Genomic DNA, 17,533 nt, shown 5'->3' with positions numbered 1-17,533 from the left:
GCTGATGCAATGCATCAGCTCTCTTATCGATACACCGTCAAATAATCAGGACTGAATACCTTGGCTACGCAGATAATCTTCGTAGTTACCGGTAAAGTCAATCAGCTTGCTAGGTGTCATTTCAATCACGCGGGTCGCCAATGAACTAACGAATTCACGGTCATGGGAAACGAAGATTAATGTGCCTTCGTACATTTCCAATGCCATGTTAAGCGCTTCGATTGATTCCATATCCAAATGGTTGGTTGGCTCATCCATCACCAGAATGTTAGGACGCTGCATCATCAGCTTACCAAACAACATCCGCCCTTTCTCACCACCCGACAAGACCCCGACTTTCTTCTTGATGTCGTCCTGACTAAACAGCAAACGGCCCAGCACACTGCGCACAGCCTGCTCGTCGTCTTTTTCCTGTTTCCACTGGCTCATCCAGTCAAATACTGTCAGTTCGATCTCAAAATCGCTGGCATGATCCTGCGCGTAATAACCGAGTCTGCTGTTTTCAGACCATTTCACGGTGCCAGAATCGGGTTCGTAATCCCCTACCAGCGTTTTCAGCAAAGTCGATTTACCGATACCGTTCGGCCCGAGGATAGCCACTTTCTCACCCACTTCCAGGCGCAGATCCAGCTTTTTAAACAGAGGACCGCTATCAAAACCTTTGGTCAACAGTTCAACTTCCAGCGCATTACGGAACAACTTTTTATCCTGATCAAAGCGGATAAACGGGTTCTGGCGGCTAGAGGCTTTCACTTCATCAAGCTGAATTTTATCAATCTGACGGGCGCGCGAAGTTGCCTGTTTAGATTTCGAGGCGTTGGCACTGAAGCGGCTAACGAAAGATTGCAGCTCAGAGATCTGGGCTTTTTTCTTAGCGTTATCAGAGAGCAGACGATCACGAGCTTGAGTCGCAGCCGTCATGTATTCGTCATAGTTACCCGGATAAACACGCAGTTCGCCGTAATCCAGATCCGCCATGTGGGTACACACCATGTTCAGGAAGTGACGGTCATGGGAGATAATGATCATGGTGCTGCTACGTTCGTTCAGAACTTGTTCCAACCAGCGGATAGTATCGATATCCAAGTTGTTGGTAGGTTCGTCGAGTAACAGAATTTCCGGGTCTGAGAAGAGGGCCTGCGCCAACAGCACACGCAATTTAAAGCCGGGAGCGATTTCGCTCATCAAACCATAATGTTGTTCAACCGGAATACCCACACCGAGCAGCAATTCACCGGCACGGGCTTCTGCGCTGTAACCATCCATTTCACCATAGGCAACTTCCAGATCAGCCACTTTGTAGCCGTCTGCTTCACTCATTTCAGGCATGGCGTAAATGCGGTCGCGTTCTTCTTTTACTTCCCACAATTCGCCGTGACCCATAATAACGGTGTCCAGCACTGTGTTGTTTTCAAAAGCGAATTGGTCCTGACGCAATTTACCCAGACGCTCATTCGGGTCAAGGAATACGTTACCGCCGCTAGGTGCCAGATCACCACCAAGGATTTTCATGAATGTGGATTTACCACAACCATTAGCGCCGATCAGGCCATAGCGATTACCGCCACCGAATTTTACTGAAATGTTTTCAAACAGCGGCTTGCTGCCGAATTGCATGGTGATATTGTTAGTACTTAGCACAGAGCTCGCTCTCGATTGGATTTCTGAATAGGGATATTCAAGAATTATAGAAAATGTGATTCGGCGCGCATTATGCCACAAGATGGCGAGAGTATCGCCTCCAGTTTTGCACGAAATCTCAGCAAGGGAGCAATTCTGCAAGTGAACGGAGATTTAAGCGGAGATTACAGCGGCGCTAGAGAACGTAAAAAGAGGCGAAATCGCCCCTTATATTAACTAGCGAGACACCTAAACTATCAGTGCTATGCCTTATCGCAACATTGCAATGCGCGCTGCTTATCCAGCAAGAAAGGCCGTAAATAGCCCACTGAATTCGACATCGGTAACACCTCTTCGCTAAGGCGTATATTCAGCACATGACTAATATAGTGACGCCGATGCTCTATTCTTTGCCAAACCTCTGGGTAATGGGTCGCCAGATCGAGGCGTAACTGTTGATCTGCCAGTGCAATACACTCCTCCGCGCTCACACCAGCATAACCTTTTACTGAAGGGATAATATCGATTTGGAATAACATGCCACTGCTGATTCTCTCTTCAGAACCACTATAAATAGGGGAACACAACCACTCTTCATCAGCCACTAAATGACCGGGATTTAACGACCAGTGATATTGTGATTTAGGGGATACCGCCTCAACGAGCGAATACATCTCTTTGCCTAACATGCCAATACGAATATTTTCCAGCCAAGCCACGACGGTGGTGTAATAAGGGATAGCAACCCTATCGAGATAATCTCTTTCCGCCAAAGGCAGTTCATCTGCCTGATGGACAGCATAGCCCGTTCTGCTACTCAGCCCCCCTTTAAATCCAGTGGTCAGCGATATCTTATCGCCAAGTTGAACCACTTTATCACCGGGATACAAATTAGCCTGTTCAAAACGAGCGCCCGTCGCGGCAATCATGACGACTGTATTGGGTTGCCCTTCATCAGCCAGATAACTGCCCAGTTGTTTTTCTGTTTTACCAATATCGACGGCAGCCAGCGCATTAAGAATACAATTAGAGGCCAGATTCGCTCCATATTCATAATGTGCTAGTTCATTAGCATTATTGATTACTCTGGCAGCCGTATCGCTGCCAATAAAGAGTGCGGTGGCATTAATAACCGCCGTGCTAGGTGAAACAGATTGCTTAATCGCCTCCAGAATAAAATAGGGAATATCAAACAGCTGACTATTATCGTCCTGTTTGCTGGTAAAGAGTTTCCACCCGACGACGCCCACTTTTTTAGCCCTTTGAATGCCGGTGTCCGCCAACAATTCAGCCACTGTTTTGCTGTTTTCCATCGGCTGATTTGGCAGAGAAAAATAGGGAACATGAACCCCGACATTCTTCACTCGTGCATAGTGAGATAATTTTAAATTCTCGTTACCCAGCAATAGATAAATTTCCCCTGAGGTATGTAACACCATCGCCGCCTCTTCAAATCGGGGAATAAATCCAGCCAGATACTCAAAGTTGCCACCATGCTCTTTATCGGCATAAATGAATAGATAATCGATATCAGCCCGGACCATATTGCTGATGATTTTGGCTTTCCGAGCAGCAATGGTGCTATCGCTAATCGCGACCTTAGAGACAGCGTTAAATCTTGATGGGGTATCAATAGGGTTAAGTTTTATCTGGCGCTTAGCAATCATCTTATCCATAACAATAATGACCCTCGTGAGTTAATTTAAAACCACATTTTGGTTTATTGCATTGTGTTACAACCATTTAGCATCACGGGTAAAGGAGATAGTTAACCAGCGATGGGGGCCTGATTCACCAATCGCATGGGATATTTCATCACGTATTTTGTCAAAATAAGGCACGCCACTGTTTTCCATTTCAGGCGGTATAACAACATGAATTTCAACAAATAAGCCTCGGCCAATACGCGTGGCGTAATGTGAGTAATCAACAAAATTGTATTTCGCCATCAGCTTATCCATTAAATTCTCCATCGAGGTATCTAATGTATCTGGCGTCATTTGTAATACTTCACGCACTGCTGCAATCACCGTTTTTATCGGAACAGGTATCAGTATCAGAGTTAACAGTGCCAAAACAGTGGGGTCGGTATAAACAATCAAATGTTCATATCGAGTACCTTCCATACTCCAGGAAAGTAAAAAAGCCACCAATAAAGCAGAACTAATGCAAGCTGACATCAGCCAACTCTTGGTATCCAGCGCAATTAACTCAGACTTAACCCGCTTATTCAAACGGCGCTGTTTTAAGAAGATGGTGAAACAGAAAATGCTAACCACCAGAGCATAAACAATTGCCCAGCCGAGTTCTAATTCCCGACCGCCATCGATGATACCTTTAATAGCGTTAACAAATGCATACAGACAGAGGAAAGCCAATAAGCTGCCATTAAAAGCCAATACCAACGGTTCTACATGCCAAAATCCATATTGAAAACGCCGACTATTCGGTTGACCCAGTAAGCGGGAAACCAGTAAGGATAAACTGCACATACCCGCATCTAAAGCAGAGAACATGCCATCAAAAATAATCGACATCGAACCACAAACAATACCGAAAACAATCCCCATAACGGCAATAATCAAAGTACAAAAAATCGATCGCCGTAAAATTTGTTGTTCAAGTTTAGTGTCATGTAGCATGATTGGAACCTGCTCACTGAGTGTCGTCATGATTACAGCCTATTTTTATTGCAACCTATTGTTTTATTACGAACTATTGTTTTTTTATTTTAATTCAGCTTGATATGTGAATCACGATAAGCACAGTGACGGTAAATCAAAGCTAATAGTAGTTAGTCATAGAATTCTTTTTTTACCAGTAAATTAGACTGCCGTCTTCAACAGGATGCATTGTTAATTCGTTGTTTTTATTATTTTAAGTTTTATGGTTTTTGTTATCCACAATTTGTATGCCATCAATCCTCACCGGATAGCATGTATAAACTTTTCATTTTCATCTTAATCCTAGAGCCTCCCGCCAGTAGAGTTTTATACTTAACGCTAATAACAGATTTCATTATTTCTAATAACATCCCCACAGGATTAGAAAAAATAATTATCACCAGAAAATGAGTAGAAGTTGTTATTCGTCAAGAATGCTATTTCTGCATAAATATATTATCCAAGGTTTCGGGTAATACCCGTCTCGGGGGAAATATGACGACTAAGCTTAATATTCTGTTAGTGCATGGCGCGTGGGCTGATGGCTCACAATGGCGGCATATTCTCCCAGCACTACATGCTATGGGCCATCGGGTGATGGCTATTCAGAATCCGTTAACTTCATTGACGGATGATGTTGAGCGTACGATTAAGCTGACAACCGTCTTATATGGCCCAACATTATTGGTCGGTCACTCCTATGGTGGAATGGTGATTACTCAGGTCGGCCATCTGCAAAATGTGGTCGGTATGGTCTATCTCGCGGCTTTTGCTCCCGATGCAGGTGAAAGCTTATCGACTCTTTTTGCATTGCGAAAAGCCCCCATTGGTGCGGCATACATTCGTCCCGATGATAATGGGTTTCTGTGGATCGATACCGATAAGTTCCATGAGAACATGTGCCACGATGTTGATGAAGACGAAGCACTGGTGATGGCTTTGGTGCAAAAACCCTTAGCGGCACGTACTTTTACTGATAAGTCTGCCCAGCCTGCCTGGCGGGTAAAACCCTGTTGGTATCAAGTTTCGACGGAAGATAGAATGTTGCCAGTGGAAACACAGCGCGAGTTCGCCAAACGAATTCAGGCCCAAAAAGTGATTGAATTGCCCTCCAGCCACGCCTCACATATCTCTCATCCACAGCAGATCATTGCCCTGATCGCCGATGCGGCGAACGCAGTGAGATAATTTTCGCGCTGACAACCACACTGAAATGACCGTAGTACAGATTCAAAACCCATCACCACCCGAGACTGATAAACGCAAAAAATCCGCCCGAGAGCGGATTTTTATTAAGCACAGCATTTCACCGTTAAAGATGGAAGCTGATCATCCTAAGCAGTTGCTTAGAAGGTGTAACCTACGCCAGCAACCCAAGTACCCACGTCAACATTGCGGATACGGCTCTGCTCGTAAGAGACGTCGAAAGCAACGTTTTGGATTGGGTTGAACTGCATACCTGCGCCATAAGTGAAGCCGTAATCGCTGGTGCTGTTTTTGTCGTTCATAGACGTTGGGTAGTTCTGGCTGGAACGACCATAACCCACACCGACCAGACCATAGATGCTAGCCCAATCGTTGATGCGGAAAGCTGGACCCGCAGTGATTGCGTTATATTGCGCTTTTTTGTAAACAGACGCGCTGTCACCGAAGCTGCTTTTTTCAGTGTGAGTGAAAGAAGTGATGTAGCCCAGTTGGGAATCGCTCCACTCATAACGGTATTTCAGGTTGAAGCCTGAAGATTTGTTAGCAACACCTTGGTAATCGCTCTGGGCATAACCACCAGAAACGGTGCTTTGACCTGCAAAAGCTGAACCTGCAGTCACTGCTAATACACAAGCTGCTACCGCTGAAAGACATGTAATTTTAATCATAACCACCTCGAAAGACGCAAATTTTTAGATGAAACAAAAACACCATGAAATTATAACAACAATCAGTAGGAAACTCTGCCTACTAATGATTGTCTAATCATTTATTTGGTGTAACAAAGAATTACAAGTATCTTCCATCTTACTAATACGCTTGCGATTTTCCCCTATCTTACACCTTTATGTGACCCCCATCACCAAAAGTCATTCCAGACTATTCTTAATTTTTAAGCTCAAATAAGCGCCAAAAATAGCGTAAAAAAACAACAGCGATAAAAATAATTATTTTTTTATCTCTTTTGGCTGCGTGTTGGTGATTTTTAAACACTCCGCTGACATTTCATTTACACTGGCAAAGACTAATACCTAATAATTTTCTTTGAGGCTCAAAAGGATGTCTTTGTCTCCCCCATCCAAACATTCACTTCCGTTGCTCCCTATTTTCTTGCTGGTGATCGCCATGATCTCTATCCAGAGTGGTGCATCACTGGCGAAAAGCTTGTTCCCGTTAGTTGGCGCACAGGGGATAACCTCGCTACGGCTCGGCATCGGCACACTGATCTTGTTTGTTATTTTTAAGCCCTGGCGGATGCGGTTTGCAGCCGGTAGCCGTTTGCCTCTGCTGGTTTATGGCGTGACACTCGGTGGCATGAATTTTCTGTTTTACCTCTCCCTGAAAACGGTGCCGCTGGGCATTGCTGTCGCGTTAGAGTTCACTGGCCCTTTGGCCTTGGCGATGCTCTCCTCTCGCCGCCCGGTAGATTTTATCTGGGTGGGATTAGCCGTACTGGGCCTATGGTTCCTGCTACCACTGGGGCACAACGTGGGCACTATCGATCCCTTCGGCGCGGCGTGCGCACTGGGTGCTGGTGCTTGCTGGGCGCTCTATATCATCTCAGGGCAAAAAGCTGGCGGTGACCATGGGCCGGGAACCGTTGCGGTAGGTTCTCTGATTGCCGCACTGGTATTCTGCCCTATTGGCGTGGCCTATAATGGGATGGCGCTGTTTGACCCCGCAATTTTGCCCATTGCCTTAGCTGTCGCCATTTTGTCCACAGCACTGCCCTATTCATTGGAAATGGTTGCACTAACCAACCTTCCCACTCGTACATTCGGAACATTAATGAGTCTGGAACCTGCATTGGCAGCAATTTCAGGATTAGTGTTCTTAAATGAACATCTGACGTTGATTCAATGGCTGGCACTGGCATCAATCATCTGCGCCTCTATCGGCGCGACACTGACCATCAGACCTAAACCAAAGCTTGATAACATTAACTGACAAGAGGCATAAGGTGGAGATTAGACCTGCAACAGCAGCAGATTTTGCCGAAATTTGGCCTCTATTTCAGGCTGTTATCAGTGGCGGAGACACCTACGTCTTCAGCCCCGATACACCTGAGCAAGATGCCTACGACTACTGGTTTGGCACGGGTGTTCGCTGTTTTGTCGCCGTGCACCAACAGCGGATTGTCGGGATGTATAAACTCATCAATAACCAGCGCGACTTGGGTGCCCATGTAGCGAATGCTTCATTTATGGTTGATGGGCAAGCGCGTGGCTTGGGGATCGGCAAAGCACTCGGCATTCACTGTATTGAGCAGGCGACCGCGCTGGGTTATCGGGCAATGCAGTTTAACTTTGTTGTCAGCACCAATACTCAAGCTGTCGCGTTATGGCAAAAGCTAGGTTTTGAGATTATTGCCACCCTGCCAAAAGCTTTTAACCATCGCCAACTCGGCTATGTCGATGCTTATGTGATGCATAGGGTGTTAGAGCCAAGCTCACCCTAATTGCCCTTTTGACTCCCAAAGGCACTTTTATCTATGACACGCCAGCCCAGCTATTTCGCGGGTTGGCGTTCTTTTATGGTTTTTTTTTTCATTTTTTTGCATCCAAAACGGCAGGCTGATTCGTATAGATAGAGGTGAGGCAAGACTTCACCTCTACCATCCTAAAAGGAATACATTATGAAAACGCTTATCCGTACTGCAATCTGTGCTTCCTTGGTATTCAGCACTGTTTCTATGGCCGCTATGATGTCCGAAACTGTCATGGTGGGGGGAGCTTCAATGTTCCCAAGCAAAAATATTATTGAGAATGCGGTGAACTCAAAAGATCACACCACATTAGTCGCTGCTGTTAAAGCTGCGGGGTTGGTTGACACCCTGCAAGGCCCCGGCCCCTTCACCGTGTTTGCGCCCACCAATGCCGCATTTGCAAAATTGCCAGCAGGTACGGTTGAGAATTTGGTCAAACCAGAAAATAAGGCCATGCTCACCCAAATTCTGACCTATCACGTGGTGGCAGGTAAGTACGATATGAAGCAGCTAGAGAGTAAAATTAAAGCCGGTGGCGGCAGCGCTGAACTGAAAACCGTCAACGGCCAACCACTATGGATTATGAATAATGGTCCACATAACATTCAGCTTAAAGATGGCAAAGGCAATATCGCTAATATCAGCACCTATGATGTACAACAGAAAAATGGTGTGATCGATGTGATTGATACTGTCCTGATGCCTAAATAAATCCCGTCTATACTGGGTGCAGTGTCTCACTGCACCTGATGGATTTTTTAGGGATTGGCGCATGAATGAGTGTTCTCTGGAACAACAAATCGGACTGATAGAAGCCATTGCTAAAGGCGATCAGTCCGCGTTTGAAAAGCTTTACCGCCTGACCTCTCCTCGATTATTCGCGGTCGCCTTACGAATGCTACGTAACCACGCCCGTGCAGAAGAAGTTTTACACGACAGTTTTCTTACCGTCTGGAATCGGGCTGATAACTACAATGCACAGCTCAGCGCACCACTGACTTGGTTGACCCATATCGTTCGCAATCGGGCAATCGATCTGATGCGCGGCAGTGATAATCGTCTGCAAACACTCGACGGCGATGAAACTGATGTGCTGACCGATAATGCGCTAACACCTCTGGCGCAATTACAGCAAGACGGCGAGGCGAAACAACTCGCAGAGTGTTTAGCGCATCTGCCCACAGAACAACGTCAAAGTATTATGCTGGCTTATTATCAAGGGCTTTCTCATGGGGAAATCTCTAGTCATTTACAACAACCCCTTGGTACGATAAAAAGTTGGATACGTCGTGCACTGGACCACCTAAAGGGCTGTGTAGGCTTATGAAAAACAGACGTGAGTATGACTCAGCACTGGCCGCAGAATATGCACTAGGCACCTTGCGCGGTCTGGCCCGAATGCGATTTGAGCGCCGATTTCGTCGTGACCCACGGCTGGCGGCAGATGTGGCGAGTTGGCAGAGTCTGTTTACCCAACTGGACAATCAGCTCGCGCCTTTAGAGCCGCCTGAGCGCGTTTGGAAGCGCTTAGAGTTGGAGTTACCCCTGATCAATATTCGCCACATCAAACGTAATCGTTGGTCGTATATGGGCTGGGCGCTCGCCGCCTGTCTGGCCGCGATCCTCATCGTGCCGCGCCTATGGGTGGAGTCCCCCACTGCGATACCGATAGCCGTCCTATCGAATAGCCAGCAGAACAGCCAGTGGGTCGTCAGTCTGGAAAAATCGACCCGCTATTTAACCTTAACGCCACTGAATCCCGTCGTGGTAAGCAGCAACAATAGCCTTGAGCTATGGAGCATTCCTGCCGGTGAAAAGCCGCACTCATTGGGGTTGCTCAATGCCCAAGGGCCGACCCAACTAAGATTGGCTGAAAACCAGCTCGCCGATCATTCACTGCTGGCCATTAGCCTTGAGCCTCATGGGGGTTCCCCAACGGGTCAGCCAACAGGGGCAGTCTTGTTTAGCGGGCCATTGCAGAATCTGTAGCATGCTTTTTGCTGAGCACAGCGACTTGCCTTTAATGCGAGCCTGTTCGCAGCATTTAAGTATCCCTATCACCGCATTTTTTATCTCGGAGGCCATGCATGCAAGACTGGGACCCTGATTTATATCGCCAATTTGAAGCAGAACGCACCCGCCCTGCTACCGACTTGTTAGCGCAAATTGATGTTGTGACACCACGCTATATCAGTGACTTAGGCTGTGGGCCGGGTAACTCCACTGAATTACTGCACCACCGTTTCCCCAACGCACAGCTTGTCGGCATTGATAATTCGATAGCGATGTTAGCGAGCGCGCAGCAGCGCCTACCTGATTGCGCCTTTCTTGAGGCTGATATCCGCCAATGGCAGCCCTCGGAGCCACAAGATATCATCTATGCCAATGCATCATTACAGTGGCTAACTGATCACCAGCAGTTGTTTCCGCATCTACTTGCTCAGTTGGCACCTAACGGCGTGTTGGCTGTGCAGATGCCGGATAATCTGGACCAACCCAGCCATCGGGCTATGCGAAAAGTCGCGGAAAATGGGCCGTGGCAACAGACATTGCAAGAGGCTGGAGCGGTTCGGGCAAAAGTGCTCACTGCCAGCCAATATTATGATTTACTGGCCCCCGCCGCTGAGCAGGTGAATATATGGCGCACGACCTATTATCATCCAATGCCTTCTGCTCAAGCGATTGTTGACTGGTTACGCTCCACTGGCTTACGACCGTTTCTGGAGCCACTCTCTGAAGCTATGCGATTGGATTTCCTGCAAGATTATCTGGCCCTCATTGATGCTGCGTATCCACCACTCGTTGATGGCAGACGCTTACTGGCATTTCCGCGCTTATTTATCGTCGCCCGCGCCCGCCCATAACCTCACAATATATACCGGTTAAATTAATTAACCGGTATATCGCACGGATAAAACCGCATCAAAATAGTCCATATTATAAACTATTAGCTAGTGAATTATTTTATTTATTATTCACTTACCGTCCTGCCATTTCATTAATTTAAAACATGTGAATTTAGTAGCAGCATGAAATAACCACTCAACATATTGGAAAACTTTTAAATAATAAAATAGATATAAATCACAGCGATAGTCATTATCAATTAGACCTGAAATTAAAAGTGACACTATCCTATTAAAGGAACAAAAAATTACATTTTCAAACACTTTCGGTAGTTAGCTATTTAATTGATAGGCGCTATCTGACCTGCAAACTTAAATATCTTTGTTATACTTATTGCGGTGAAGAAATTGGCAATCAACTCAATAAAGGGATACCTATTATGAGTACAGCAAAACTGGTAAAAGCAAAATCTTCTGAACTAATCTATACACGTAATGACGTTGATGAACATGCTAAGGCGCTGACGATTAAGCTATTAAACCAGATGGTTATACAGTTTATTGACCTGTCGCTGATCACCAAACAGGCGCACTGGAATATGCGCGGTGCTAACTTTATCGCAGTCCACGAAATGTTGGATGGCTTCCGTACCGCCATTAACGACCATCTGGATACTTTTGCAGAGCGAGCGGTTCAATTAGGCGGCGTGGCGCTCGGTACTACACAACTTGTCACCGATAAAACCCCATTGAAGAGCTATCCGACCCATATTCATAGTGTGCAAGAGCACCTAAAAGAGTTGGCCGATCGCTATGGTGTCGTCGCAAACTTCATCCGCAAAGCCATCACTGAAGTCGACGATGAGGCCAGCGCTGACATGTTCACCGCCGCATCTCGTGATCTGGATAAATTCCTGTGGTTCCTTGAAGCCAACATTGAGTAAACACCCGCATTTTTTATCCAATACATCATAAGTTGAAAGATAATCGGTATTTGAAAAATAATAGGCAGGGTCGGTCAAGCGGCCCTGCTATCTCCCCCGCACTCCCCTCTCCCAGACTGCACTCTTTTCAGACAAAAATTCGATACAGTTAACAATATTGTTACATCGGTGTTGTTTATCGATTGTTTATTCTTGATTGCCGAGTTAATAATAAGTAAACATATAGCCCATTGCACCACAATGACATTGCCGCACCATTTTGGTGAGTCACGATGGTGCAAACAGAGCTAACTAAGTAATTTCAGGCTAACTACCTAGATCAAACTCTTTATTTTTAAATAACTTGCATTTCTGGCACGATCTTTTCATATTGCTCCCTGAAATATAAAAATGGATCTCTTTGCCCCAAGCAATTGGCGTCGCAGGTTACCCGTGACGTCGGTACAAAAGGTATATCCACAAAAGCATAAAGGAACACCCACTTATGAAGTCACTTGTTAAAGTTTCATTGGCCGCACTCGCGCTGGCCTTTGCCGTTAGTTCCCACGCCGCAGAAAAAGAATTGATTGTTGCTACAGATACCGCTTTTGTCCCATTTGAGTTCAAACAAGGCGATAAATACGTCGGTTTTGATATCGACTTATGGGATGCCATCGCGAAAAAACTGGATGTGAAATACACCCTGAAGCCGATGGATTTCAGTGGCATCATTCCTGCGCTGCAAACCAAGAACGTGGATCTGGCACTGGCCGGTATCACCATCACCGACGAACGTAAAAAAGCAGTCGACTTCTCTGACGGCTATTACAACAGCGGCCTGCTGGTCATGGTCAAAGCTGACAACAACGAAATCAAAGGCGAAGCGGATTTGGCGGGCAAAGTCGTCGCAGTGAAAAGCGGCACCGGCTCTGTTGATTATGCGAAAGCCAACATCAAAACCAAAGACTTACGCCAATTCCCTAATATCGATAACGCCTATCTGGAGTTAGGAACAGGCCGTGCTGATGCAGTTTTGCATGACACCCCTAACATCCTTTACTTCATCAAAACAGCTGGCAATGGTCAGTTCAAAGCGGTGGGCGACTCCATTAAAGCTCAGCAGTATGGCGTAGCATTCCCGCAAGGCAGTGACCTGCGTGACAAAGTTAACGTAGCTCTTAAGTCTCTGAAAGAAGACGGCACTTACGCTGCGATTTATAAGAAATGGTTCGGCGTAGAACCTAAGTAATTCATTTTTGCCGTTTTTAGACCAGGAGAATATCCATGCAGTTTGAATGGAGCGCTATTTGGCCCGCCATCCCAATCCTGCTTGAAGGCGCCAAGTTAACCCTATGGATTTCGGTCCTAGGGTTGCTTGGCGGCCTAATTATTGGGGTTATAGCCGGTTTTGCCCGCGCTTATGGTGGTTGGCTAAGCAGAAATGTCGCATTAGTGTTTATTGAGCTGATCCGTGGCACGCCAATCGTGGTGCAGGTGATGTTTATTTACTTTGCATTGCCGATGATGATGCCCGTGCGCATCGATCCTTTCTCAGCCGCCGTTGTGACGATAATTATTAACTCAGGCGCTTATATCGCGGAAATTACCCGTGGTGCGGTGCTGTCAATCCACAACGGGTTCCGTGAAGCCGGTCTGGCCCTCGGGTTATCCAAACGCGATACCTTGCGTTACGTGATTGCCCCTCTGGCCCTGCGCCGCATGCTGCCACCACTGGGTAACCAGTGGATTGTTAGTATCAAAGACACCTCACTGTTTATCGTGATTGGCGTGGCAGAACTGACTCGTCAGGGTCAGGAAATTATCGCCGGTAACTTCCGCGCCATGGAGATCTGGAGTGCGGTGGCGGTAATCTATCTGATAATCACCTTGGCTCTGAGCTTCGTTCTGCGCCGGTTAGAAAGAAAGCTGAAAATAATATGATTGAATTCAAAAACGTCTCCAAACACTTTGGCAAAACCCAAGTGCTCCACGACATCAATCTAAATATCACCAAGGGAGAAGTGGTGGTGATTATTGGTCCTTCTGGCTCGGGTAAATCTACCCTGCTGCGTTGTATCAATAAGCTAGAAGTGATTACCAGTGGTCAATTGATTGTTGATGGTCTGGATGTTAATGATCCTAAAGTCGATGAGCGCCTGATCCGCCAAGAAGCGGGGATGGTGTTTCAACAGTTTTACCTGTTCCCGCATCTGACCGCACTTGAAAACGTGGCCTTTGGCCCAATCCGTGTGCGTGGAGCCTCTAAAGAGGCGGCGAATAAGCTAGCGATGGAGTTATTGACCAAGGTTGGACTGGCAGATCGTGCTCACCATTTCCCGTCAGAATTGTCGGGCGGTCAACAGCAGCGAGTGGCAATCGCTCGTGCTCTGGCGGTAAAACCCAAGCTAATGCTGTTTGATGAGCCAACCTCGGCACTGGACCCAGAATTACGCCATGAAGTCTTGACCGTAATGAAAGATCTGGCTGAAGAGGGCATGACCATGGTCATCGTCACCCATGAAGTAGGCTTTGCTCAAAAAGTGGCATCACGCCTGATCTTTATCGATAAAGGGCGGGTGGCGCAAGATGGTGATCCAGACAGTCTGATCACTAACCCGCCAAGTGAACGTTTACGGGAATTCCTGCAACACGTCTCTTGAGGAGCGGTTTAGCATTATTCTAAACCAAAGCTGACATCCTAAAACAAAACGGGCGGGCATCTTCATGATCCCCGCCCGTTTCTTATGGCATCCGATCAAACATGAGTTTGTTGATTCTTGACCTGAGCAAAGGCGGTCATTAGCTTCACCACATCCTGCATGCCAATATTGACCTGATTGATCACCTCGCCCGCATCCTGCGTTAGCGTCACCCCGCCCCCTGCTTGCTCAACACAAGTTCCCATGCCTTTCATCGCCGCCATCACACCGCGCTGAATGGTCTTGGTCATCTGTTCTATCTCTGTTGCCGCCTTACGTGAGTGCTCTGCCAGCAAGCGAACTTCACTTGCCACCACAGAGAAACCCTTACCATGTTCACCGGCATGGGCGGCCTCAATCGAGGCATTGATCGCCAATAAATTGGTTTGCGACGAGATTTTCCGAATGGCTTCGACCATGGTGCCAATCTCTTGCGAGCAGCGGCCAAGATCACTCACCACATCCGAGGTTTCGCGCGCAATAGACTCCACTTCCTGCATACCGCGCACGGCCTGTTGAACAATCTCAGCGCCTTGCGAAGCGGATCGGTCGGTCGTGAGTGACAAATGATGCACATCACGGATCAGGTTCTCCTCATGCTCTTGTTGCAGCATCAGTTGCGTAATATCTTGCGCAATTTTCACCACTTTGATCACCTGCCCCTCATTGTCCATTATCGGGTTATAGCTCGCCTCCAGCCATACCGGTTGACCCCGACTGTTCACACGTTCAAAACGTCCGATAATAAACTCACCACGGGCTAAACGCTGCCAATGTTGGCGGTACTGATCTGAGTGGGCAAATTCTGGCGTACACAAAATCTGATGCGACTTATGCTGAATATCAGCCAGTGAATAGCCAATCACACTCAGCAGATTATCGTTTGCCTCCAAAATAATACCTTCCGGGGAGAAGGTAATCATTCCCATCGAACGATTAAGCGCTTTTAATAAACTCTGGTGTTCCTGAGATTGCAAAATTCGCTCAGTGACGTCATGAGCGATCTTTATAATCTCCATCACGCGCCCTTGATTATCCAGTACCGGTGTATAAGTCCCCTGCAACCAGATAGTGCTGCCATCTTTACGTATTCGCTTAATATTATCGGTTATTGGCCGCCCCTCATTGAGCAATTTCCAGTGACGACGATAGGCATCACTGAGCACATATTGCGGGTCACAAAACAATTTATGGTGTTTACCAATCACCTCATCCTGCTGATAGCCCATCGCCTGTAAAAACAGCTTATTAGCGTGCTTTACCGTGCCATCAGGCTTAAAGATAATCATTGGGACAGCGTTATCAATCGATGTTAATTCAGCGCGAGAGGACGCATGAGATGAGCTGAAGTTGAACAACATAAGTGGAGTCCTTCTGGTGAATGATTGAGCAGCAAATTCGTAATGTGCTTTTCAACGTGCTTGTAATGAACTTGCACGGTAAAACTCGGAGAACCTTAATGGCTTCCCTTGAGATTTTATTCTTCACCCTGGACGATGAGGTATTTGCATTGATGAAATCAAAACACGACAAAAGAACAAAAATAAGCGTGTACTTGTCGGCTATATTGCCTGACTAAGATTTATCTTAATCAGCATAGACTAAAGTATTGAGATTTGCAGGAGGCTAACCCCCTGCGGCTTCAAGATAAAGTCAGTGATTCGGGTGAGTGAGCACAGCTAACAACCCTATGGCCTCAAGATCGAAGGGTGACCCCAAAGTCATTGGAGTCGTAGGTAGGCAGCAAGCGAACTCATCCCGATGAGCTGACTCAAGTCAGTGATTCGGGTGAGTGAGCACAGCTAACAACCCTACGGCCTCAAGATCGAAGGGTGACCCCAAAGTCATTGGAGTCGTAGGTAGGCAGCAAGCGAACTCATCCCGATGAGCTGACTCAAGTCAGTGATTCGGGTGAGTGAGCACAGCTAACAACCCTACGGCTTCAAGGACGAAGGGGTCCAGCGTTCTGCTTTCCAGCGAGCTTGCTCTTCCGGCGTCAGAAAAGTCCATGCCACAAAACGACTCACTTTCTGCCCCTGCGCCATATCGATGGTACGAACCTCAACTGCATTGGCGTAGCGCAAAGCATGATAGATGGCGGGTAACGTCGTTTTCTTGGAGATCAATGAGGTAAACCAGAAACAACTCTTCGCTTTAGTCGCGCTTTCAACCACCATGCGACTGACAAAACCCTCTTCTCCGCCCTCACACCACAGTTCGCTATTTTTGCCACCAAAGTTTTGTACTGGCTTGGCGGCAACCTCACCTTTACCCAATTTGTGCAGCTTGCGACGTGTCGTGGCGGCGGCCTCTTCTGCCGAGCCGTGGAACGGGGGATTGCACAGCGTGGCATCGTAACGTTCATTCACCGCCAAAATACCCTCGAAAATAGCCTGCGGATCTTTTTGTTGTTTCAACCGCAGGGTATTTCTCAGTGTCGGATTCATGGATACCACCATTTTTGCCGCGCTCAATGCTTGTGGATCAATGTCAGTCCCAGTAAAACGCCAGCCATATTCACGCTGACCAATAATGGGATAAATGCAGTTGGCACCGACACCAATATCCAGCAGTGCAATGTTTTTACCTTCCGGGATCACCCCGTCATTGCAACTGGCTAATAAATCAGCTAAATGATGAATATAATCAGCGCGCCCTGGGATTGGCGGGCATAAAAAGTCAGCGGGAATATCCCAATATTCAATCCCATAAAAATGTTTCAGTAGCGCCCGATTCAGCATTTTGACGGCCAAAGGATCGGCAAAGTCGATAGAAATATCACCGTAGGCCGTCGGGGCCAAAAAAGGGATTAACTCTGGGCAACTCACTGAAAGCGCATCAAAGTCATAACGCGAGCGATGACGATTTCGGGGATGCAATCCGCTTTTTTCTTTGGGGAATACTTTTTTGTTTTCCATCGTACTGACTCTCTGATCGGCATTTTCTGGCGCGTAAGATAGCATAAATCGCCCTAAAGCGGGTGCTGTACTGATTGGCATGGTACCAGGAGCGATAGCGCGATTAGAACGGCGCAAAATAGCACCTCACCACAACAATCAAAAAAACTGAATGACATTATCAATTCTATCCG

The 17,533-nt window shown here is 46.9% G+C and carries 17 protein-coding genes; 11 read left to right on the top strand and 6 right to left on the bottom strand.

From position 1 onward, the window contains the following. Positions 1-45: 45 nt before the first annotated feature. From HRD69_RS12685 to HRD69_RS12675, 3 genes are all read right to left on the bottom strand, one after another. Positions 46-1,641: an ABC-F family ATPase gene (locus tag HRD69_RS12685; protein WP_071984862.1), complete on the bottom strand. Its 1,596-nt coding sequence runs from the start codon at positions 1,639-1,641 to the stop codon at positions 46-48. A 242-nt stretch (positions 1,642-1,883) separates the two neighbouring features. After that, complete coding sequence (locus HRD69_RS12680) at positions 1,884-3,296, bottom strand: M24 family metallopeptidase (protein WP_004876322.1); 1,413 nt, start codon at positions 3,294-3,296, stop codon at positions 1,884-1,886. Positions 3,297-3,353: 57 nt separating this feature from the next. Then, on the bottom strand, positions 3,354-4,292 hold the full coding sequence (locus HRD69_RS12675; protein ID WP_004876324.1) for a cation diffusion facilitator family transporter: 939 nt from the start codon (positions 4,290-4,292) through the stop codon (positions 3,354-3,356). Positions 4,293-4,778: 486 nt separating this feature from the next. On the opposite strand from HRD69_RS12675, the gene HRD69_RS12670 reads away from it, so the two are divergent. Beyond that, positions 4,779-5,471 (top strand): alpha/beta hydrolase, encoded by a 693-nt coding sequence (locus tag HRD69_RS12670; RefSeq protein ID WP_004876326.1) that lies wholly within the window; start codon positions 4,779-4,781, stop codon positions 5,469-5,471. Between the two features lie 158 nt (positions 5,472-5,629). On the opposite strand, the gene ompX is transcribed toward HRD69_RS12670, so the two are convergent. Then, positions 5,630-6,157, bottom strand: a complete 528-nt coding sequence (gene ompX / locus HRD69_RS12665) for an outer membrane protein OmpX (RefSeq protein ID WP_032815114.1) — start codon at positions 6,155-6,157, stop codon at positions 5,630-5,632. Between the two features lie 391 nt (positions 6,158-6,548). Here ompX and rhtA point away from each other — a divergent pair, with 391 nt between their 5' ends. From rhtA to glnQ, 10 genes are all read left to right on the top strand, one after another. Next, the gene (gene rhtA, locus HRD69_RS12660; RefSeq protein WP_032815116.1) at positions 6,549-7,436 is read left to right on the top strand and encodes a threonine/homoserine exporter RhtA; all 888 of its coding nucleotides are present in this window, start codon (positions 6,549-6,551) and stop codon (positions 7,434-7,436) included. Between the two features lie 13 nt (positions 7,437-7,449). After that, positions 7,450-7,947 (top strand): GNAT family N-acetyltransferase, encoded by a 498-nt coding sequence (locus tag HRD69_RS12655; RefSeq protein WP_004876330.1) that lies wholly within the window; start codon positions 7,450-7,452, stop codon positions 7,945-7,947. Positions 7,948-8,124: 177 nt separating this feature from the next. Further along, complete coding sequence (locus tag HRD69_RS12650) at positions 8,125-8,685, top strand: fasciclin domain-containing protein (protein WP_004876333.1); 561 nt, start codon at positions 8,125-8,127, stop codon at positions 8,683-8,685. 61 nt (positions 8,686-8,746) lie between these two features. Further along, complete coding sequence (locus HRD69_RS12645; RefSeq protein WP_004876334.1) at positions 8,747-9,301, top strand: sigma-70 family RNA polymerase sigma factor; 555 nt, start codon at positions 8,747-8,749, stop codon at positions 9,299-9,301. Beyond that, positions 9,298-9,963, top strand: a complete 666-nt coding sequence (locus HRD69_RS12640; RefSeq protein ID WP_032815117.1) for an anti-sigma factor — start codon at positions 9,298-9,300, stop codon at positions 9,961-9,963. The genes HRD69_RS12645 and HRD69_RS12640 overlap by 4 nt, the downstream gene beginning before the upstream one ends. A 98-nt stretch (positions 9,964-10,061) precedes the next feature. Continuing rightward, positions 10,062-10,838: a trans-aconitate 2-methyltransferase gene (tam, locus tag HRD69_RS12635; RefSeq protein ID WP_004876338.1), complete on the top strand. Its 777-nt coding sequence runs from the start codon at positions 10,062-10,064 to the stop codon at positions 10,836-10,838. A gap of 422 nt (positions 10,839-11,260) precedes the next feature. After that, positions 11,261-11,764 (top strand): DNA starvation/stationary phase protection protein Dps, encoded by a 504-nt coding sequence (dps, locus tag HRD69_RS12630; RefSeq protein ID WP_004876342.1) that lies wholly within the window; start codon positions 11,261-11,263, stop codon positions 11,762-11,764. Between the two features lie 484 nt (positions 11,765-12,248). After that, positions 12,249-12,992, top strand: coding sequence for a glutamine ABC transporter substrate-binding protein GlnH (gene glnH, locus HRD69_RS12625; protein ID WP_004876345.1), 744 nt, complete (start codon positions 12,249-12,251; stop codon positions 12,990-12,992). A gap of 35 nt (positions 12,993-13,027) precedes the next feature. After that, positions 13,028-13,684, top strand: a complete 657-nt coding sequence (gene glnP / locus HRD69_RS12620) for a glutamine ABC transporter permease GlnP (RefSeq protein WP_004876347.1) — start codon at positions 13,028-13,030, stop codon at positions 13,682-13,684. After that, on the top strand, positions 13,681-14,403 hold the full coding sequence (gene glnQ / locus HRD69_RS12615; protein WP_032815118.1) for a glutamine ABC transporter ATP-binding protein GlnQ: 723 nt from the start codon (positions 13,681-13,683) through the stop codon (positions 14,401-14,403). The genes glnP and glnQ overlap by 4 nt, the downstream gene beginning before the upstream one ends. A gap of 95 nt (positions 14,404-14,498) precedes the next feature. Here the strand turns inward: glnQ and HRD69_RS12610 are convergent, their stop codons facing one another. Both HRD69_RS12610 and rlmF read right to left on the bottom strand, forming a co-directional pair. Next, positions 14,499-15,803 carry a methyl-accepting chemotaxis protein gene (locus tag HRD69_RS12610; protein ID WP_004876351.1) on the bottom strand — a complete coding sequence of 435 codons (1,305 nt, stop codon included), beginning with the start codon at positions 15,801-15,803 and terminating at the stop codon, positions 14,499-14,501. 573 nt (positions 15,804-16,376) lie between these two features. Next, positions 16,377-17,360, bottom strand: coding sequence for a 23S rRNA (adenine(1618)-N(6))-methyltransferase RlmF (gene rlmF / locus HRD69_RS12605; protein WP_172984645.1), 984 nt, complete (start codon positions 17,358-17,360; stop codon positions 16,377-16,379). Positions 17,361-17,533 lie beyond the last annotated feature (173 nt).

It is taken from the genome of Yersinia mollaretii ATCC 43969 (assembly GCF_013282725.1).
Classification (GTDB): domain Bacteria; phylum Pseudomonadota; class Gammaproteobacteria; order Enterobacterales; family Enterobacteriaceae; genus Yersinia; species Yersinia mollaretii.
This window is presented reverse-complemented; position numbering and strand designations above follow the sequence as displayed.